The 20,000-nt window shown below is 47.3% G+C and carries 17 protein-coding genes; 15 read left to right on the top strand and 2 right to left on the bottom strand.

Annotated features, from left to right (window positions below; all coding sequences use genetic code 11):
- Positions 1 to 59: 59 nt before the first annotated feature.
- The 8 genes from ACQ4MX_RS23900 (at position 60) to ACQ4MX_RS23935 (ending at position 9,656) form a co-directional block, all read left to right on the top strand.
- On the top strand, positions 60 to 650 hold the full coding sequence (locus ACQ4MX_RS23900; RefSeq protein WP_431087701.1) for a restriction endonuclease: 591 nt from the start codon (positions 60 to 62) through the stop codon (positions 648 to 650).
- Positions 651 to 781: 131 nt separating this feature from the next.
- Positions 782 to 1,786, top strand: coding sequence for a BMP family lipoprotein (locus ACQ4MX_RS23905; protein ID WP_149093885.1), 1,005 nt, complete (start codon positions 782 to 784; stop codon positions 1,784 to 1,786).
- A 28-nt stretch (positions 1,787 to 1,814) separates the two neighbouring features.
- Entirely contained in the window at positions 1,815 to 3,479 is a 1,665-nt protein-coding gene (locus ACQ4MX_RS23910; protein ID WP_431087703.1) for a methyl-accepting chemotaxis protein, read from the top strand.
- A 232-nt stretch (positions 3,480 to 3,711) separates the two neighbouring features.
- Positions 3,712 to 6,168: an AraC family transcriptional regulator gene (locus tag ACQ4MX_RS23915; protein ID WP_431091401.1), complete on the top strand. Its 2,457-nt coding sequence runs from the start codon at positions 3,712 to 3,714 to the stop codon at positions 6,166 to 6,168.
- Between the two features lie 130 nt (positions 6,169 to 6,298).
- Positions 6,299 to 7,306, top strand: coding sequence for a tripartite tricarboxylate transporter substrate binding protein (locus ACQ4MX_RS23920; protein ID WP_431087704.1), 1,008 nt, complete (start codon positions 6,299 to 6,301; stop codon positions 7,304 to 7,306).
- Positions 7,307 to 7,354: 48 nt separating this feature from the next.
- Complete coding sequence (kdgT, locus tag ACQ4MX_RS23925; protein WP_431087706.1) at positions 7,355 to 8,356, top strand: 2-keto-3-deoxygluconate transporter; 1,002 nt, start codon at positions 7,355 to 7,357, stop codon at positions 8,354 to 8,356.
- A gap of 154 nt (positions 8,357 to 8,510) precedes the next feature.
- Positions 8,511 to 8,864 carry a hypothetical protein gene (locus ACQ4MX_RS23930; protein WP_431087707.1) on the top strand — a complete coding sequence of 118 codons (354 nt, stop codon included), beginning with the start codon at positions 8,511 to 8,513 and terminating at the stop codon, positions 8,862 to 8,864.
- 333 nt (positions 8,865 to 9,197) lie between these two features.
- Positions 9,198 to 9,656, top strand: a complete 459-nt coding sequence (locus tag ACQ4MX_RS23935; protein WP_431087708.1) for a hypothetical protein — start codon at positions 9,198 to 9,200, stop codon at positions 9,654 to 9,656.
- A gap of 264 nt (positions 9,657 to 9,920) precedes the next feature.
- On the opposite strand, the gene ACQ4MX_RS23940 is transcribed toward ACQ4MX_RS23935, so the two are convergent.
- Positions 9,921 to 10,403, bottom strand: a complete 483-nt coding sequence (locus ACQ4MX_RS23940) for a DUF1641 domain-containing protein (protein WP_431087709.1) — start codon at positions 10,401 to 10,403, stop codon at positions 9,921 to 9,923.
- Between the two features lie 13 nt (positions 10,404 to 10,416).
- Positions 10,417 to 13,359 (bottom strand): formate dehydrogenase subunit alpha, encoded by a 2,943-nt coding sequence (gene fdhF, locus ACQ4MX_RS23945; protein WP_431087710.1) that lies wholly within the window; start codon positions 13,357 to 13,359, stop codon positions 10,417 to 10,419.
- A gap of 641 nt (positions 13,360 to 14,000) precedes the next feature.
- Between fdhF and moaA the strand changes: the two genes are divergently transcribed.
- The 7 genes from moaA (at position 14,001) to modB (ending at position 19,797) form a co-directional block, all read left to right on the top strand.
- The gene (gene moaA, locus ACQ4MX_RS23950) at positions 14,001 to 15,014 is read left to right on the top strand and encodes a GTP 3',8-cyclase MoaA (protein ID WP_431087711.1); all 1,014 of its coding nucleotides are present in this window, start codon (positions 14,001 to 14,003) and stop codon (positions 15,012 to 15,014) included.
- A gap of 40 nt (positions 15,015 to 15,054) precedes the next feature.
- Positions 15,055 to 15,867: a formate dehydrogenase accessory sulfurtransferase FdhD gene (gene fdhD / locus ACQ4MX_RS23955; RefSeq protein WP_431087712.1), complete on the top strand. Its 813-nt coding sequence runs from the start codon at positions 15,055 to 15,057 to the stop codon at positions 15,865 to 15,867.
- Positions 15,868 to 16,000: 133 nt separating this feature from the next.
- Positions 16,001 to 16,249: a MoaD/ThiS family protein gene (locus ACQ4MX_RS23960; RefSeq protein WP_134913372.1), complete on the top strand. Its 249-nt coding sequence runs from the start codon at positions 16,001 to 16,003 to the stop codon at positions 16,247 to 16,249.
- A gap of 55 nt (positions 16,250 to 16,304) precedes the next feature.
- Positions 16,305 to 17,036: a molybdenum cofactor biosynthesis protein MoaE gene (locus ACQ4MX_RS23965; RefSeq protein WP_431087713.1), complete on the top strand. Its 732-nt coding sequence runs from the start codon at positions 16,305 to 16,307 to the stop codon at positions 17,034 to 17,036.
- Between the two features lie 63 nt (positions 17,037 to 17,099).
- Complete coding sequence (locus tag ACQ4MX_RS23970) at positions 17,100 to 18,179, top strand: thiazole biosynthesis adenylyltransferase ThiF (protein WP_431087714.1); 1,080 nt, start codon at positions 17,100 to 17,102, stop codon at positions 18,177 to 18,179.
- 103 nt (positions 18,180 to 18,282) lie between these two features.
- Entirely contained in the window at positions 18,283 to 19,104 is an 822-nt protein-coding gene (gene modA / locus ACQ4MX_RS23975) for a molybdate ABC transporter substrate-binding protein (protein WP_431087715.1), read from the top strand.
- A 27-nt stretch (positions 19,105 to 19,131) separates the two neighbouring features.
- On the top strand, positions 19,132 to 19,797 hold the full coding sequence (modB, locus tag ACQ4MX_RS23980) for a molybdate ABC transporter permease subunit (protein ID WP_431087717.1): 666 nt from the start codon (positions 19,132 to 19,134) through the stop codon (positions 19,795 to 19,797).
- Positions 19,798 to 20,000 lie beyond the last annotated feature (203 nt).

The following is a 20,000-nucleotide window of genomic DNA, read 5'->3' on the forward strand; positions in this document are numbered from 1 at the left end:
TGGAATGTCTTGAAAAGGAATACACCGCTGCACGCCTATTGTAGAAAAGGGGAAGAGGAATGCTGCTGGAGCAATTATCGGCATATAAGGAATTAGGAATAGGATTCATTGTACTCCTACTGTTACTCATACTCATCATCAGAGGACTGGTACGTCGGCGCAGAAATCGGATATTACGTGATCTGGACCCGCGAAAAATCGGAATTCAGGATATAGACAGGATGGAGGATGGCTCAGAATTTGAGCTGTATCTGCAACGGTTGTTATCTGCGCTCGGCTATAAGGACATCTACAAAACGACCAGTAGCCGGGATTTTGGAGCGGATCTGGTTTTTACAGACCGTGAAGGTGTCAGAGTCGTGATTCAGGCCAAGCGTTATGCAGTACAAAATCCGGTCGGCTTGGGCGCGGTGCAGGAAATTTACACCTCCATGCGTTATTATGCGGCAGACAAGTCTGTCGTTATCACTTCCGGACGCTACACGGAATCCTGTAAAACACTTGCTGCTGTTAACGGAGTTAAGCTATTGGATCGCGGCGATCTGGTGGACATGATTGATCTGTTCAAGGCTAAACATCGTGAGGAGGTCATGGATCTCATAGAAAGTAAAACCGATGTGATGGCCTCGAAATGGAGCAAGAGCAAATGATAAATGGGAAATATCACCTCAGTATACTTCTCCCATTACAATGAATTTACAGAAAACCTTATGAAAAAAAATGCCTTTATAACCGATATAAAGATGTTGGGGATTTGCAAATTATGCTGAGGTGATATGTCATGAAGAAACGAGTTCAGTTATTAACATTGAGGTGGGTTCCCATTGTCACTATTTTTGCATTACTGCTGGGTGCATGTGGACAGCCAGCAGCACAAACCAAGGAGCAACCGATTAAGGTAGGAATTGTACTGTCAGATATTGGTCTGGGTGATCAGTCTTATAGCGACGCGGCTTTTCGGGGTTTGGTCAAGGCACGGGACGAGGGGAAAATCGTTTTTGAATATCGGGAAATTTCCAAGACCAAGACATATGATGCTGCTTTTGAACAGCTTGTTCAAGAAAAATCCGATTTGATTATCGGATTGGGGTACATGGTGAAAGAAAGTCTGGAAACCGTTGCGAAAAAATATCCGGATCGCAAATTTGTAATTGTGGATGAAAAATCGGATTTACCTAATGTGGCTTCCATTACTTTTAAAGAAGAAGAGGGCAGCTTTTTGGCAGGGGTCGTTGCAGGAATGGCGAGCCGAACCGATCAGGTGGGTTTTATCGGGGGAGTGGAGTCTCCGCTGTTGAAAAAGTTTGAGGTTGGATATCGGGCAGGGGTTCGCTCCGTTAAGCCTGATGCCAAGGTTACCGCTACGTATGCGGGAGATTTCGGCAAGGCGGAGCTGGGCTCGGAGATAGCGCGCGACATGATAGATCAGGATCGAGTTGATGTGATTTATGCGGCGGCAGGTCTTACAGGTGTGGGTGCGCTACAGGAGGCGCAAAAGCAGCAAAAGTTCGCAATCGGGGTCGACAGCGACCAGTTCTTCATTGCGGAAAAAGCAGTAGTGACCTCCATGATTAAAAATGTGGATGTCGCCATTTACACGGCAGTCAAAAGCTTTGCAGATCATCAAAGAAAATTTACGGACCAGAATATGGTGTTCGGTCTTACGGAAGAAGGCATAGGTTTGGCGCCTATTCGTATTTTGACATTGAACCCGGAGCAGCAAAAGCTGCTGGATGACTTGAAGGAACAGGTCAAGTCCGGCAGTCTTACTGTGCCCACCCAATAAATTTTCGTAAAACGGAGGATGATTCCTGATGAAACTGCAAGGTAAACTGGTGCTTAACGCGATGGTTTCCCTGATCGCATGCCTGGCTTTGGTGGCCTATATTATTTTTGAATTGATCCGTATCAACTCGCAAAGCAGTAGTCTCGTTCCAGCCATGCTGAATGTACAGCAACTCAATGCTTATTTGATTCAGTCAGGACAGGCGCTGCAAAACTACTCTTCTTCTATGACAGAGAGCAACAAAACGGATGTGCAAAATCAACTGGGTCAGGCGGAAAAAACGATTGCTTTGCTTGCGCAAGGCATGATGCAGACCGAAGCGCAGCAAAAGCGTCTGAATACCGTTGAAACGAAATTCAGCGAATTGAAGGCTGCGACGGATAAAGCGATGAGCACCGGAAGCAGCCCTGAATCCAAACGTAATGCGATGCGTGTACAGGGGATCCAGAACGATGTGTTCATGCTGGATATTCTAACAAAAGCGCGTTATGACGAATATACAGAGGAATTGACCAAGAGTATTCGTTTTACTTGGCAATTGGCCTTGGCAGGAGCTGTTCTGCTGCTGGTGGCGGTCGGGCTATATAATACATATACATCCAGGCAGCTTGCCCTCAGAACTCGCAAGTTGACGGATGCCGCGAAGCAAATTGCCGATGGGAATTTGACGGTGCAGCTCGCGCAAACGAAGGGACGTGATGAGCTAGACGAGCTCAACGAATCGTTCCGGTTCATGATCGGGAACTTGCGTAACATTGTGCTCTCTATTGACCAGTCGGGAAATCGTGTTGATCTGATGGCTCGGGATATTGACCAGCATAATGAGACCATGAAGGAAATCGTGACGCAAGTTAGCACCTCAACAGAGGAACTGGCGATTGGTAGTCAAAAAATTGCCGAGGATCTGTCGACCACCGTTGGCGTTGTGGATGAGATGCAGCAGAAGTTTGAAGCGAATTTGTTGGAGACCAAGCAGTCCTCTACATATAGCGAAGACGCATTGCGTGTCATTGAGCAAGGTACACGTGTGATGAGCGATCAGCTACGCATTGTAGCGGAAAATCGTTCAGCGATGTCCGAGGTGGAGCAGACAGTCAAGGAACTGGAGGCCAATGCAGCCGAGATTACGACGATGACCGGTTATGTATCCGAGATTGCCAGCCAGACGTCGCTGCTGTCCTTGAATGCTTCAATTGAGGCTGCGCGTGCGGGTGAGGCTGGAAAAGGTTTTGCAGTCGTAGCCAACGAAGTGAAAAAGCTGGCAAATCAGTCGGAGTCGGCTGTGAAGCAAATTTATACCGCAGTCGAGGGCATTACGCAGGCTATGAACAAGGTGAAGACCTCTGTGGCGCAAAGTCAGGAGCTATTCCGTGAGCAGGAGAAGGCAACGTCGTCCACCGGGGAATCGTTCACTGAGATAAGCGGTAAAGTACAGCAAATTGCCAGCCAAGTCAGCAAGCTGTCGACGGACATGAATGTATCTCGGGAACTGAGCGTACAGGTACAGCAAGCCATTGAGAACATCAGCGCGATTACCCAGCAATCCGCCGCAGGCAGCGAAGAAATTACCGCCTCTACCGTGGAGCAGAAGCGTTCCTTTGAGGAATCGGCTGAGAAGGTGAAAGAGCTTCGTCAGATTCGTGAGGAGATGCAACAGGAGCTGGATCGTTTTCAGGTGGAAAAAACGGGCTAAGCAACACGAATTCAACATATTTTTTGGCTATATGATAGATACAGGATAAACCCATAGAAGAAGTCTTACCCATGAAGGGAGGCTTCTTCTTTTTTATTGAAAGTGTCTAATGATTGACAATAATAGCCACCTTTTATTGCTCTTCGTAGAGTTAATAGGCAGGGAATTCCCCATCCTGTGTCAAATAGATTTAGGGAGTATATGTTAGCCTGTACGTTGTTGGCAAGGGATGCTGGAAAACGAAGTCCGGAAGGATGAATTTACGGGAATGCTGAGATTAAAGCTTCGATTGATTTTGAAAAATAAACAGACAAGGCTCATTCTGCTACTCACTCTAAGTGTATCACTCATTATTAGTGTGATCGGCTTGCTATCGTATTCGGGATATCGCAAGGGTTTGGATACCGAATTGAACACACCGAACATAGAGCTGCTGCAAATTAATCTTGATGTGACCAACAGAGCATTTCGGGAGTCCGATAATAAGGCGCTGGATGCAGCCTATTCCCCGGATGTTGAGGCATTTGCACGTTTACAAACAGATGGGAAATCACTGTCAAACAACGTTCCCGTCATCAAACGGCTACAAAAATACTTGAAAGCCCTTTCTTCGCATGAAGAGATTCATTCGGCTGAAGTTATTTCTTTGGAAAAGCATGCTCTCGTATCCAGCGAATACGGCTATGTACCCGATTGGGACCAAGCGCCGGATACGACTTGGGTTCCCTGGATTCGGGACATTCAAAAGAAGCCATTACTGATTAAGCGAAGATGGTACGGCACGAATCATGAAAATGGAACGGTAGAACTCCTTTCGCTGGCAAGACCCGTGGTAAAGGATGGGCAGGTCATCGGCGCGGTGCTGATCAATCTGGATTATGATCGCTTTTTCTCCAAGCTGTATATTCATTTATCCAACTCGCAATATGTGTACGATCTGGAGGGTGAGTTGATCTATCCCAAGTTAAAATCGTCTGTACCCCTATACGAAATGGACAAGGTTTTAAAAGAGCTGGATGTGAGCCCCTATGCTTATGTAGAGGTGGGGGGGATGGAGTACATGGCGAACCAGACCTTTTCAGATGTGACGGGCTGGCGTCTGGTATCGCTTGTTCCTATGGATAAGCTGCTGAAGCATGTCAAGCTGGCGCGCAACATGATGTTGTGGTTGGCCTTTATTTCCATACTGGCGGGTTGCTCAGCGGTTTACTATTACAATTATGCGGCGTTTCGCCCTATGAAAAGAATTAATAGCCTGTTAAATTCAGGCTACAAAGGAACGCGCCAAGGTGGATTGTATGATCTGGAGCCGGTAATTGGCAAGCTGGTTGGAGAGTTCCATCGCAAATCACTGGTGGTGGAGCGAAGTCTACCGGAGTTGCGTTCCAAATACATGGAAGATGTCATCCAGCGTAGAATGGGCATACAGGAAATGCGTATGAAATGGGAACAGTATTTTTCCGATTGGGACGGCAGCTCTTTGGCTGTGATGATCGTGTCAATCGATCGGTATTCTATTTGGGCAGCAAGCTTTCCAGAGGAGGATAAAATGCTGCTCAAATATGCGCTGAATAATATTTTGCTGGAATGGCTTGAACCTCACTGGAAGGCGGTAAGCGCGCCAGATGAGGAAAGCGGGTTCGTTGTACTACTACAGTTAAGTGAGAGCGAAGATGAAGCTATAACTGGTACTGGGGCTGATACCGATGCCGATGTCAAAGACAGCATTCTGCTCCGCAAAAGCGCAGACAGGCTGATTCAGGTTGTGGATGAGCACCTTCCCCTGACTATTTCCATAGGAATGGGTCCTGCATTCTCCGATATCCATGAGTTACGTCAGTCATTTGTAAAGGGGAAAGAAGCCCTTGGTTTGCGTTTGTATGAGGGATATGGATGTTCGCATATGAGCACGGACAGCATGGGGATGGACATGGATGTTACAGAGTATTTTAGGCCAGAAGAGCATGCTCATGTTTCATCAGCAGTGGAAAACCGGAATGGGGAAATCATTCGTGCCGTGGAGTCACAGGAAGCCGGGAAAAGTATCGAGCTGATCAGCCAATGGGGAGAAGAACTTCGTCTTCACAGGACCTCCCCGGTGCAGGTGTATCTGTCTGTTCATGAACTGATGGAGGAGCTGCTGAAATGGTGCATGACTCATGGTGTGACGCCGCCGGACAAGCTTGTTGATTACCACTGGAATCAGATTCAGACGCTTGATCTTGCAGATATCGAGAAGCAAATGTATTCGATTGTAGCTGATATCGGCGAAAAACTCTCTGGACACAGACAGTCCAAGGAGTTTGTACGTGTACAGGAGATGATCGATTACATGGAGCATCATTTGCATTTAAATATTGGGCTTCAGGAAATTGCAGATCAGGTCCATATGAGCGTGTCATCGGTGAGCAGTATGTTCAAGGAAGAGACAGGCAGCACCGTATACGATTACTTGACTGGTTTGCGAGTGAAAAAAGCGTGTGCATTACTGTGCGAAACACATCTGAAAATTGCAGAGATTGCTGATCAGGTCGGTTACCGGAATGAGAACAGCTTTATCCGTGTATTCCGGAAGCATAAACAGGTGACCCCCGGGAAATTTCGGGAAATCAGCAAATGTTCCAATAGATATGCAGATCCGCCAAAAGGTCGGTATTTTGGGGATTTGGAAGATAAATTCGAAGATTAAGCGATAGCTGTAGCCCCCGCGTTGCGGTACATTGACTTCATGTAAACGCAAATATCATGACCGAAAACGTCTGGGGGTGAAAACGGGTGCGTGACTGGCCCAGTTCATTTTTTGGAAAAGAGGAAGCGTAATGAAGAACAAGTCATGGCAAAAATATGTGCTGGTTGCGGCGGGAGTGGCTTTTCTTTCTGCCTTGAGTATCAGTGAATATGTGGATCAACACGCTTTGCGTGACCACAGTGGTGCATTTCCTGTGAAGCCCATCACGCTCGTCGTTCCTTATGCGGCGGGCGGCGGTACGGATATCACGGCAAGAGCATTGGCGAAAGCAGCCGAAAAGCATCTCGGTCAGCCGATCATCGTCGTTAACCGGACGGGTGGAGGCGGTTCGGTCGGGCTGATGGAAGGGGCTGAGGCGCAGGCGGACGGTTACACTGTAACGTATCTGGTTGCTGAGCTGACCACACTGCCACATCTGGGACTGCTGCCCCTTACCTATGAGCGCTTTAAACCGCTGGTCCAAACCAATATGGACCCTTCTGCCATCACGGTTAGAGCGGATGCGCCATGGACGACGGCCGAAGCATTTTTGGAGGACGCTCATGCTCATCCCGGCAAGCTGAAAATGGGCAATGCAGGCACGGGGAGTATCTGGCACCTTGCCGCTGCGATGCTGGAGCAAAAAAGCGGAGTCCGCTTTACCCATATCCCTTATGAGGGAGCAGGGCCAGCCGTTTCAGCGTTGATGAGCGGCTTCGTGGATGCTGTGCCGGTCAGTCCTGCGGAAGTGAAAAAGGATGTGGATCAAGGGAAGCTGCGCATACTGGCGATACAGGCAGACACCGTTTCGGAAGCGTTTCCAAATGTGCCGACGTTACAGCAGGCTACTGGGCTGCGTGTACATTTTATCGGGACTTGGAGAGGGCTGGCTGTGCCCAGGGATACGCCGGATGAGATTGCTCAAACCCTGGCGGACGCACTGATCAAGGGGACGAAAGATGAGGAATTCAGGGAAGAAATGCGTAAGCATGGATTGGGGCTACGTGTTAAGGATGCAGAAGCATTCGCACGGCAGTTGAAGGAGAGCCATGAAACTTTCGCAAGGTTGATTCCCGAATTAGGCTTGAGCCGCAAGTAACACGGCCTTGTTTTTGCACTGGCAAAAACGAAAGGGTTGAATGAAGTTATGAAAATCAAGCAAAGCATTGATAAAATTCCGGGCGGCATTATGTTGGTGCCGCTGTTTATTGGGGCGTTATTTCATACGTTTATTCCGTGGGCTGGAGACTACTTTGGATCGTTTACGAAGGGTCTAATGACGGGGACAGTGCCTATTTTGGCGGTGTGGTTTTTTTGTATGGGCGCTTCCATTGATATACGAGCTACGGGTACGGTATTGCGTAAATCAGGTACGCTCGTATTAACTAAAATCGCGGTTGCTTGGGTAGTGGCTATTATAGCATCTAAATTACTGCCTGTCGGCGGTGTGGAAAGCGGGCTGTTTGCTGGCCTTTCAGTATTGGCGCTAATTTCCTCCATGGATATGACGAACGGTGGGCTATACGCCTCCATTATGCAGCAATACGGTTCTAGGGAAGAGGCAGGGGCATTCGTGCTGATGTCCTTGGAATCTGGCCCGTTAATGACCATGCTCATTTTGGGCAGTACCGGACTGGCTGTTTTTGAGCCGCAGGCTTTTGTGGGGGCGGTATTGCCATTTCTGGTCGGGTTCATACTAGGAAATCTGGATCATGATTTTCGTAAATATTTTGGTAACGCCACGCATGCGCTTATTCCGTTTTTCGGTTTTGCACTGGGCTGTTCCATCGATTTGAGTGTGATTGTTCAAACCGGCTTGCTTGGTATTATATTGGGCATCGGCGTCATTATTATTACAGGCATTCCGCTGATCTTGGCGGACAAATATATCGGTGGTGGCAACGGTACAGCAGGACTTGCAGCCTCCAGTACGGCAGGTGCGGCGGTTGCTAATCCGGTCATTGTTGCGAATATAAAGCCAGAGTTCCTGCCCGTAGCGCAATCAGCAACTGCGTTAGTAGCCGCTTCGGTCATCGTTACCTCTATATTGGTGCCCATTTTGACGGCTTACTGGTCCAATTATGTTAAACGCAAAGGAGAATCCAAAGGGGCGGGGCCTGTGAATCCTGGCGCGAATGTGCCTAAATAAAGTTCGGGTGATCCCGGATCAGATTAGTCCAGATCATTTTCTGAGTCTCTCCATTACCCGGGAAATGCTTTTGCAGATACAAACTCATATACTCACACCACAAACTTGTCCTAAAACGCTTCCGCAAACATACATATGTAAGCAGAGGAGCGTGATGGAATTGGAAAACAAGGTGCGTCGTTACTATCAGTTAAAGCAGAAGCAAAAAGAAATCGAGGGTGAACTGACTGATTTGCGTAATGACATTACAGCTCATTGTGCGCAGCAGGGAGTGGCAGATTGGGAAATTGGCAGCTACCGGGTCAAAGTTGTGCAGCAGCACCGCAAGGAATACGATCATACCAAGCTGTACGATTCACTGCCTGATCCACAGCTATGGCGCTTGTTTTCCAAACCGGATACTTCGAAGATTACCAGTTTACTCAAGCTTAACGTCATCGCAGAGGAGCAAATCAAAGATGCTGTTTCTCTCAAAACAGTGACGCTATTGCAGGTGGAGAAAAAATAAAAAGTAGAGTAGTAATGTGAACCTATACATGTTGTAGCTGAAAAAGGCTGTTCGGTATACTCCCGGATAGCCTTTTACTGCCGCCTCGGTGTGATTTTTTATAAACCAGACCCATCCAGCCCCAAATAAAATAATGAATACCACAACAGAAAATAGAACGTTTTTGAGCCTTATCCCGTGTATCCTTCTCAGGGTAACCTTTCCTTTAATCCTTGCTTTATGATCTGTTTTACTCTATTAAAATTTGGATCTATAAGAATAATTCGCTATACTACTCAGAGAATATAAGTGAGAGTTAAGAGAGCCATACTTATCCGTACGGAGGAATTAAACTTGGAGACTGCCGTCAGTAAAGTATTTTTATATATATTTTCAATTCTCATTGCTCTAGCTTCCTGTCACGGGTTCATATTGTACTGGATGTGGCAGTTGCCGGAGCTTGAACATGAATCTTCTGATTTGAAAAATGGCTTTGCTCTATTTGCCACAGGTATCGTTTTTGCCTTCATTGCTTTTGCTGTTCACCTGATTCTGCATATTCTGATCTTTGTCCATCTACTTCATCGTAACGACCATACTATGGATATGAAGAGGTTGCTGTTCCGCAAGGAATCAAGCAACAACGCAATCCTCCGTATCTGTCTGCTGATAATCCTGTTGATTTGGATCGTTTATGCTACCATTGTACATACAATTCCGCTGTTTTCGGTCATTAGTTTTACGCTGGTTTTTATCAACTATAGTATTTGGCTGTTGCAATTTTTGACGGAGAGCAGGGAGGTTCGGTTGTAGGGGATGTATCAAGGGAACAAGAAAAGAGCTGACTCCCGTTTGTAGTGGGGCCAGCTCTAAACGGGAAGCGCCTCTTTCCTTTTTGCCAAAGCACCCTGACGATATCCTCATTCATTTCCGTTGTTGTGGTAAGCTCCCCGATCAAAGTCTCCACATAAGGCCAGCAATGCTCCAGCAATAACTGAAGGCATTCCTGATCGTCCTCCTGCTGATAGCGTCGAATATACTCCTGTAGCTCGATGTCCATATCCACGCTATATTCAGCTACTTATCGGACAAGCCTTTCCCCAGCCCTTTGAGAAAATGAATGCCAAAACCCATCGCCCGGTTTACATCCGGATCATTCATGGCCTTCATGAGATCGCGCAGGCGAGTCTTTTTGTTCTGTTTTAAATGCTCTTCGGCTTCGTTCAGGCCCGTAGTAACGCTGCCTACCAGTTTTTTTATCAGCTCAGGATCGACCTCGGATAGCATGCCGGCTGCCCCCATCAGATTGTTGATGATGTTTGTCACAGGCTTGCGCGTCGCTTGTCCTACAGCGATTTTGGCGATGCTTTCTTTGGCTTTCAGCATAGACTGAGCTGCTTCGAGAAGGCCGCTATCGTGCAGCTCACGTACAATTTCGAGCGTCTTCTGCAATGCCGCCCCGTTGTCCGCCAGATCAGCAGTAAGCTGATCCAGCGATTGTTTTTGTCGTTCTTCTTCAGTCAACACACGCTTTCGTACGATTGAAATAGGCTTAGCCATGAGTCCGACCTCCTTATTTTTGATCCACCAGATCGACGTAACCGGGACGATTCCATTTCCGCTCCACTTCAACCCCATTTTGCGGATGACGCTGTTTATAGCGCGGGTTGATACGTGGCAGCGGATTTTGACCGTCTACCTCCAAAATGTGCATCCGCACCTTGTTTTGCTTATAAGCTGGTGTGTTGGTGATTACATCGAATGCTCCGCCAGTTAACAGGTTCACGGCGCTGTCATGGCTGCTGGAGTGCATAGGTACGTAGACATCGGTTCCATGCATCCGGTCGGTGACGAGAACACGCAGCTTCACGGCACCATATGGCGATTCCAGACGAACCAGCGAGCCGTCCATGACTCCGCGTTCCTTGGCCAATTCAGGCGATACTTCCACAAATACACTTGGAAGCTTGAGCTGGATGCCCGGTGATTTGGTCGTCAGATTTCCTTCATGGAATTGTTCGAGCAGTCGGCCGTTGTTTAAGGTCAGATCGAACTCAGCCGGGTATTGTTTAGGCGGTACATATTCGAAAAGACCGAGACGTGCCTTTTTGTCCGGGAAGTTAAAGCCGTTGGTGTGTAGAAGTGGTGTGTTGCTGCCATCCGGCGATCCCCAGTGAAAGCTGTTCCAGCCTTCCAATACATCATAATTACATTGGGAGAAAAATGGAGTGAGTGACGCCATTTCCTCAAAAATTTCACTTGGATGGCTGTAATCCCAATCAAATCCCATGTGCTTGGCAAATTGGCTGAAAATCCACCAATCCGGTTTGCTGTCTCCTGCAGGTTTGAGCGCCTCATATAAACGCTGCACACGACGTTCGGTGTTCGTAAAGGTTCCGTCTTTTTCAAGCGAAGGTACGGCTGGCAAAATGACATCCGCGAATTCTGCTGTTTTGCTCAGGAATACATCCTGAACGACGAGAAAATCCAAATTCGCCAGCATTTCCTGTGTATGGTTGGAGTCCGCATCCACCCACGCCATTTCTTCTCCGGCGATATACATCGCTTTTAGCTCACCAGTTTCAATGGCCTCCAGCATTTGGATATTGTCCAGTCCGCGTTGGCCTGGAATGTGTACCCCGTAGGCCGCTTCGAACTTGGCACGAATGTCATCGTTGGTGACAGGCTGATAGCCCGGGAGAATATCTGGCATCGTGCCCATATCGGCAGCACCCTGAACATTGTTATGTCCGCGAAGCGGATATGCGCCTGCACCCGGACGCATAAAGTTTCCAGTCACCAGTAGCAGGTTGGCAATCGCAATCGAAGTGTAAGAGCCTGCGATGTTTTGCGTCACACCCATGCCCCAGCAAATGGCAGTGCCGTCGGCTTCGTGAATCATAGTCGCTACCTGAATCAGTGTCTCTTTGGAAATACCCGTTTCCTGTTCGGCAAATTCCAGGGTGAAACGCTCCAGCAATTTCAAATATTCAGGATAGAAGTTTACATGTTCTTCAATGAATTTTGCGTCATGCCAGTTTTGCTCAATGATGTATTTGGCTACAGCGGATAACCATACATAATCAGTACCTTGCTTCGGACGAATGAACAGATCTGCGCGTTCTGCCATTTCATGCTTGCGCAGGTCGACCGAGATCAACTTTTGACCGTGCAGCTTATGCGCACGTTTAATACGGGTAGCCAGCACCGGATGTCCTTCTCCCGGCGCACAGCCGACCAGCATGACCAGACCTGCTTTGGCAATGTCTTTAATCGTACCGCTGTCCCCACCGATGCCTCCCGTGTATTGCAGCCCCCATGACGCAGGAGATTGGCAATACCGTGAGCAATTATCGACGTTATTCGTTTGGAAGACCTGACGAGCCAACTTCTGCATCAAATAGTTTTCTTCATTTGTAAATTTGGACGAGGAAATAAAGCCGAGCGCTTTACCGCCATACGTTTCTTTAATAGCACCCATTTTGCTGGCCATCAGACTCAGTGCTTCTTCCCAGGTCGCTTCCACAAATTCGTCGCCTTGACGAATTAAGGGGGTAGTCAAACGCTGATCACTGTTCACAAAATCCCAGCCGAATTTCCCTTTAACACACGTCGAGATGCCGTTGACAGCCCCCTCCGAGGTAGGCTGTACCTTTAAAATTTTGCGGCCTTTGGTCCATACCTCAAAGCTGCAGCCTACGCCGCAGAATGTGCAGACGGTTTTCGTTTTTTTCGTACGGGTTTCACGCATCGCTGCTTCCGCCTCGGAAATGGCAAATATCCCGCTATAGCCTGGCTCCACTTCCTTGATCAAATCCACCATCGGATTTAATAAGTCTTTATCCATGCCACTCATGAAGCCTGCTTCTCCCAGCATGGATTTCTCCATCAAGGCATTGCATGGGCAGACGGTTACACACTGACCGCAGCTGACGCAGGAGGAATCGTTAATTGCGACTCCGTCATCCCATTTGACGCGAGGGCGTTCAGCTTCCCAGTCAAGAGACAGTGTTTCATTGACCTGTAGGTTTTGGCATACTTCTACGCATTGACCGCATGCAATACATTGATTGGGGTCATAGCGGTAAAAAGGATGGGACATATCTACTTCCGTTGGGTCGACTTTCGGTCGATACGGGTATTTTTGATGTTCAATTTCCATAAGCTCTGCTGTATTATGCAATTTACAATTACCGTTGTTGTTATCGCACACCGTGCAGTAGAGGAGATGATTTTCCAGTAGTCGGTCCATGGCCTCTGTTTGAGCTGCTTTCGCGCGGTCCGAGTGTAAATGAATATTCATGCCATCCGCAGCATGTGTCGAGCAGGAACGCACCAGCTTTCCATCTACTTCGACGATACAGGTGTCACAGGTGCGGATCGGATCAACTTCGGGAACGTAACATAGTTGGGGATGGGCGATGTTGTTTTCGTTAATTACTTCAAGAATCGTTGCGCTGTTCTTCGTTTTCAGTTCCTGTCCGTTTAATGTAATTTTGATCGTACTATCAGTCACGGTTCAGGCTCCTTTCAGATTTTAAATTTAAAAATTAGGAATAAAAAAACTCCACCATAAACACAAGTGCTCGTGTTCCAGCACTTGTGTTTATGGTGGAGTAGTGACCAAGCTCTAGGTCCTGGAGGCCAATCCGCCATTTGAATATGTATTAATAACAAACAGTACGCACCGTTTGTATATCAATAACTTCTGAATAACTTAGATATGTCATTTTCTGCATGTCATCTCGTGTAACTATAACGTAAAATTTAAGATAGTTCAACGGTACATTATTAATTTTTTTAATTGATAATGATTATCGTTTGAGAAAACGAAAAATCATTGACAAACGTTCCAGGATTGCTAACAATAGGAATGTGATCTATTTCAGAGCAATCGTAAATGGAGTGTACGTGGGAATCGCGTATATTTTATTTGTCGCAGCGCTTGTTAGTTTGATTTTTCTATATCACATGATGTGGGATTCGTAAAATCCTGATGTAGATAAATTAACCGGCATTTAGCAGATTCTTCGATATTCATAAGCGAAGAAGTTGTTGTGATGCCGGTTTTTTGGTTCAATATAAAATGAATGGAAATGTCGTTCCAATTTAGAGTGTAAAGAGTTTTATTAATGAAGACGGATTGAGGTGAACAGGATGGCGAACCGGAGCGACGATCAATGGAATCGTCCGTTACGGGACTTAAGAATATCCGTCATAGACCGATGTAATTTTCGGTGCCGATATTGTATGCCGGAAGAAATATTTGGCCATGACTATCCGTTTTTGCCAAAAGAAAAAATATTGACCTTTGAGGAAATTACGCGCCTTTCCCGTATTTTTGTCTCGCTGGGCGTTACGAAGCTGCGTATTACTGGTGGTGAGCCGTTGCTGAGGAAAAATTTATCCTTGCTTATTCATTCGTTAACACAACTCGATGGGGTTGAAGATATTGCAATGACGACAAACGGCGTATTTTTGCCTAAATATGCTGCAGCACTGCGAGAGGCGGGACTGAAGAGAGTGACGGTTAGTCTGGATTCGCTCGATGATGATCGGTTCCGCCAAATGAACGGGGGGAGAAGCAGCGTAAAGGCGGTGCTGGATGGTATTGAGGCTGCGGCTCAAGCAGGGATGCAGGTGAAAATAAATATGGTCGTGCAAAAGGGCTTTAACGATCAGGATATTGTTCCCGTGGCCGACTATTTCCAAAAGAAAAAGCATATTTTACGTTTTGTTGAGTTTATGGATGTAGGCAACACCAATGGCTGGAAATTGGATCAGGTCGTTTCCAAGCAGCAGATCATCGAAGCCATTCACGAGCATATGCCGTTAGAGCCTGTCCCACCCCAGTACAAAGGTGAGGTGGCGACACGCTACAGGTATCAGGACAGGGACGGGGAAATCGGCATTATTTCGTCTGTTACGGACGCCTTTTGCTCCACATGTACACGCGCGAGAATTTCTGCTGAAGGCTCCTTGTACACGTGCCTGTTTGCCTCTCAAGGGTACAAGCTTCGCGCGATGCTGCGTTCCGAACAGTCCGATGACGAGATTAGAGCTTACATTGAGCGTGTTTGGAGTGAACGTACCGACCGCTATTCAGAGGAACGGCTGAATCATACACAGCAAGCAACGTCTAAAATTGAAATGTCACACATCGGCGGGTGAGCCGAAGAGCCAGCCTGTCAGAAACAAGGGAGTGGAGCACATGGAAAAGCCAGCTGAGGTAAAACGTGAGATTCTACGTTATCGTGACGGTCAGATCAAGCGTTTTGAAGACACTGTGGTGACGGAGCATCCGGTGACCATCAAAATCAATCAGCAGGAATTTGCTACCATGGTTTGTACACCGGAGTATGTGGAGGATATGGCAGTAGGTTTTTTGGCCTCTGAAGGCGTCATTCAACGGTACGATGATATCGAAGATATTTGGGTTCAGGAAAAAGAAGGCTTTGTTCATATTAAAACCCGTCGAATGAATGAATTTTATCAAAACTTCCATTCCAAACGGTACATTACCTCCTGTTGCGGAAAAAGTAGACAGGGCTTTTATTTTATGAATGATGCGAAAGTGGCAAAAAGAATGAATGACACCCATGTTACGCTGTCTTTTGACGATTGCTTCCGCTTGATGAATTTAATGCAAAACTCGGCACTTACGTTTCAGGAGACCGGTGGTGTTCATAATGCAGCGCTGTGCGACAAAGACGGGATGATCCTGTCCAGAATAGATATCGGCCGACACAATGCGCTGGATAAAATCTATGGGCATTGCCTAAAACATGATATTGTATTACAAGACAAAATCATAGTATTCAGCGGACGCATTTCGTCTGAAATTTTGTTGAAGGTTGCGAAGATTGGCTGTGAAGTTGTTTTGTCCAAGTCAGCTCCCACAGAGCTTGCACTTGAGTTGGCTGAGGATCTGGGAATTACGACCGTCGGCTTTATACGCAGTCGTTCTCTGAATGTATATACGCATACCGAACGGATTGATGAACTGGTTGAATCTAAAATATAATATAAAAATCTTCAATGTACACCGTCATAGTTAACCAGCATGGAATAAAACCTTTCGGGGTATTAGTTCATGTTGGTTTTTCTTGGTACATATGTGGTGGACAGTCACTGTACTGAAAAGGAGGGCATGTTAAATGAACTATCATATTCAAGTATTTGCCGGACTTGCGGAACAGATGGGAGGGCCTATAATTACGGTGCCTACTGTGCAAGAAACGATGACCGTTGCCGCATTAAAAGACATGCTATCCGAGTGTTTCCCTGAATCAGCAGCTCAGTTGCAGGGTTCTTTTGTTGCCAGAAATCAAGCCTACGCCGCTCCTGAGGACCTCGTGAGTATACATGATGAGATTGCGATTATTCCTCCGGTTTCAGGAGGGTAAATTCTATTAATAGGATAGATGAATTCGATAGAATAGGTGCAAGGGGGCAGATCATATGCAGTACCGTATTCAACTATTCGCAGGTATGGCCGAGCAACTCGGTGATGTGATCACGGTAGAACTTTCACAGGAAGCGGTGACCATTGCAGACATTCGAAAAAGGCTGAATGAGCTGTACTCGGAAGTGACTTCACAACTGCCAGGTTCTTTTTTTACCCATCATAAAAAGCTGGCTTCTCCAGATGAACTTGTGCTTCCATCAGATGCAATTGCTCTTCATCAGTCAGCACCCGGGATGGAGACGGTCGTTTCAAAATGTGGTTTATTTTCCATTACGTACGACCCGATTGATGCCGATGAAGTAACCTCAAAGGTGCTCGACCCTTCTCATGGCGCCTCGCTGACCTTTAATGGTACGACTCGGGAATTTACGCAAGGTCAGCGAACGGTGCTACTTGAATATGAGGCGTATGTCCCGATGGCCATGAACACGATGAAGCAGATTGGTGACGAAATTGCAGAGCGCTGGCCTTCTACACGTACTGCGATTACACATCGGCTTGGCACGGTAAGAATTGGAGAGACGAGTGTGGTGATTGCTGTCTCTGCTGCACACCGCGATACTTGCTACGAAGCCAGCCGCCATGCCATTGAACGGTTAAAGCAAATCGTACCGATTTGGAAAAAGGAAGTGTGGGAGGACGGCTCAGAATGGAAGGGGCATCAGCTGGGTGGCTGGAATCCTCAAAATACCTCAAAGCTTTCGAATAAGGGCGAGGACATCTGAGCTTTTAGCTTGTCTGATCAACTTGTAGCTATCAATGGATAAGTATGGAGGCGTAAATCAACGATGTCAGAAATGGACAAAATCCAGAAAATAGAAGTTGCTGCACAAGCACATGCGCATGCGTCTCATGCCCGTTATTCTAGACAGGAATTATTCTCGAAAATTGGACCGACAGGCCAGCAAAATATCCGTAGTAAGCACGTGATGATGGTGGGGGCCGGCGCACTGGGTACTGCCAATGCTGACATGCTGGTGCGAGCGGGCATCGGACGGCTGACGTTGGTAGACCGTGATTATGTAGATTGGAGTAATTTGCAACGCCAACAGCTCTATGACGAAGCGGATGCCCGTGATCAGATCCCCAAGGCAGTGGCCGCGCAGAAGCGATTGCAGCAAATCAATTCGGACGTGGACATTCGTGCGCTAGTCCGGGACGTCTCACTGGAAGAAATCGATGATATCGCGGCAGGGGTAGACCTCATCATAGATGCCACCGATAACTTCGATACACGTCTGCTCATTAACGATTACGCGGCCAAGCACCGAATTCCCTGGATTTACGGAGCGTGTGTAGGTAGCTACGGGACAACCTTTACCATCGTGCCGGGGCAGACACCGTGCCTGCATTGCCTGCTCGGAACCGTACCGCTTGGCGGTGCGACCTGTGATACGGTCGGTGTGATTAGCCCGGCTGTACAAATGGTGGCCGCTTATCAAAGCGCCGAGGCATTGAAGCTGCTCACTGGGGACGATTCGGCTTTGCAAAATAAGCTGATTTCTTTCGATCTGTGGAACAATCAGCATCAGGCAATCCAAATCAGCGCCATGAAGAAAGCCGATTGCCCAACGTGTGGTGAGCACCCAGTGTATCCTTTTTTACAATCGGAGCATCAGGCTAAAACGGCTGTCTTGTGCGGACGAGATACGGTTCAAATCCGCCCGGCCCCGGGTGCTGTACGTGATCTGAATGAAGCGGCACGTTTGTTATCCCGTCAGGGGGGCAAGGTGGAGCATAATCCATACCTGGTATCCGTCGTTATCGGAGCGCATCGAATCGTTCTTTTTCAGGATGGACGCGTCTTAATTCATGGCACGAAGGACATCGCCGAGGCGAGATCGATTGTTCACAAATATTTGGGTTGACCCAATAGATTCGACCTGTTATGAGATGTACAATGTTTCCTTATTTTCGCTATCACATTTTCGTCATCTCATTTTGGAATTTATAGGATAGGGGAAGAACAAGATGAAAAAGAAATTTGGGTACATATTCACGTTCGTTGGATTGTTGGCATGGGTTCTGGCTGGGTGCTCGTCTCCGGCTGCTGTACAGTCGGCACAGTCCGCACCCAAGACAGAACTAGTCGTATCAGCCGCTGCGAGTCTTCAAGATAGTCTGAATACGCTCAAGGGCCAGTATGAGAAACAGCACCCTGATATCAAACTTACCTTTAACTACGCTTCATCTGGTACATTACAAAAACAAATTGAGCAAGGCGCACCCGCTGACGTATTTATTTCGGCAGGCTTGAAGCAAATGAAGGCATTAACCGATGCTTCATTGGTGGAAAAGGATAACGTACTGCTTCAAAATAAACTGGTTGTGGTTGTTCCGCAAGATAAGGCGAAAAGCACAGATAACAAAAGCATTATGCTCAATGATCTGATGGGTCCTTCTTTCCTGAAAGTGGCTGTTGGGGAGCCTACTACCGTTCCCGCCGGACAGTATTCCAAAGAATCGCTAACGAAGGCTGGACTATGGGACAAGCTGGAACCTAAGATGGTATTCGCCAAGGACGTAAGACAGGTATTGAATTATGTTGAAACAGGCAACGCCGATGCAGGGCTCGTCTATCTGACGGATGCCAAATCATCCGATAAAACGGTCATAGCACTGGAAGTGCCCGAGGAATTGCATGCACCCATCCTGTATCCTGAAGGCATTGTAAAAGCAACCAAACATAGCCAGGAAGCAGGCGAGTTTCTTGATTTTCTGCGGACAGATGAAGCTATGAGTGTGTTCAGTAAAGATGGATTTTCAGCCCCTACAGAAATGACGGGAAAATAGAATTCACAGATAAAGGAGGGGGTCCCGTTGGATTGGTCAGCTTTTCTTCCTCCGGTTATCGTATCTGTTAAAGTCGCTGTCGTCGCCAGCATCATCGTCTTTTTATTAGCTACTGTGGTAGCGCGGATGATGGCGAACTGCGCGCCGGGGAGGGGAACCAGCGTGATCGAGACCGTCCTACTTCTTCCGCTCGTATTGCCTCCCACTGTTGTCGGCTTTATTTTGCTCATCTTGCTGGGAAGGAAAAGCTGGATTGGCACTGCCTTCGAAAGCCTGTTCCAGCAGACGATTGTATTTACGTGGGGAGCCGCAGTGGTGGCGGCTGTAGTTGTTGCTTTTCCACTGGCTTACCGCACGATTAAAGCAGGCTTTGAAGCTGTAGACCCTGAGGTAGAGCAGGCTGCACGTGCGCAAGGTGCCAACGAATGGCAAGTGTTTCGCCACATTACGATGCCCCTTGCCTACCGACCTCTCATTTCAGGATACATTCTCGGATTTGCACGAGGGTTAGGGGAATTTGGCGCTACGCTGATGCTTGCAGGTAATATTCCTGAACAGACTCAAACCCTGCCTACGGCGATTTACACCGCATCCGAGGTCGGAAATATGACACTCTCTTGGAGCTGGGTAGCGGTCATCATTTTATTCTCTTTTATCATGTTGATGCTTTCAAATCGACTGGTAAAGGATTAGTCCGCTTGGAGTAAAAACATGCGCAGTCTGCCGATAGGGTAGGCTGTGTTTTATTTGTTATGAGAAAAAACTCTCACACTTCTTCATTCACTCTCCAACTCTTGGCATTAGAGGCCCTGGAGGCTCGCGGACGGTCAAGGCTGTACTCCGTTTGCAAGCGTAACAGATTTAGTGAATTTGTGGTATAATTCACAAAAAAACAA

This window comes from Paenibacillus sp. 8b26, from assembly GCF_050626875.1.
Classification (GTDB): Bacteria; Bacillota; Bacilli; order Paenibacillales; family Paenibacillaceae; genus Paenibacillus.

Coding starts and splice junctions, on each gene's coding strand:
- ACQ4MX_RS23900 (WP_431087701.1), top strand. CDS start 60: ATGCTGCTGGAGCAATTATCGGCATATAAGGAATTAGGAATAGGATTC.
- ACQ4MX_RS23905 (WP_149093885.1), top strand. CDS start 782: ATGAAGAAACGAGTTCAGTTATTAACATTGAGGTGGGTTCCCATTGTC.
- ACQ4MX_RS23910 (WP_431087703.1), top strand. CDS start 1,815: ATGAAACTGCAAGGTAAACTGGTGCTTAACGCGATGGTTTCCCTGATC.
- ACQ4MX_RS23920 (WP_431087704.1), top strand. CDS start 6,299: ATGAAGAACAAGTCATGGCAAAAATATGTGCTGGTTGCGGCGGGAGTG.
- kdgT (WP_431087706.1), top strand. CDS start 7,355: ATGAAAATCAAGCAAAGCATTGATAAAATTCCGGGCGGCATTATGTTG.
- ACQ4MX_RS23930 (WP_431087707.1), top strand. CDS start 8,511: ATGGAATTGGAAAACAAGGTGCGTCGTTACTATCAGTTAAAGCAGAAG.
- ACQ4MX_RS23940 (WP_431087709.1), bottom strand. CDS start 10,403: ATGGCTAAGCCTATTTCAATCGTACGAAAGCGTGTGTTGACTGAAGAA.
- moaA (WP_431087711.1), top strand. CDS start 14,001: ATGGCGAACCGGAGCGACGATCAATGGAATCGTCCGTTACGGGACTTA.
- fdhD (WP_431087712.1), top strand. CDS start 15,055: ATGGAAAAGCCAGCTGAGGTAAAACGTGAGATTCTACGTTATCGTGAC.
- ACQ4MX_RS23960 (WP_134913372.1), top strand. CDS start 16,001: ATGAACTATCATATTCAAGTATTTGCCGGACTTGCGGAACAGATGGGA.
- ACQ4MX_RS23965 (WP_431087713.1), top strand. CDS start 16,305: ATGCAGTACCGTATTCAACTATTCGCAGGTATGGCCGAGCAACTCGGT.
- ACQ4MX_RS23970 (WP_431087714.1), top strand. CDS start 17,100: ATGTCAGAAATGGACAAAATCCAGAAAATAGAAGTTGCTGCACAAGCA.
- modA (WP_431087715.1), top strand. CDS start 18,283: ATGAAAAAGAAATTTGGGTACATATTCACGTTCGTTGGATTGTTGGCA.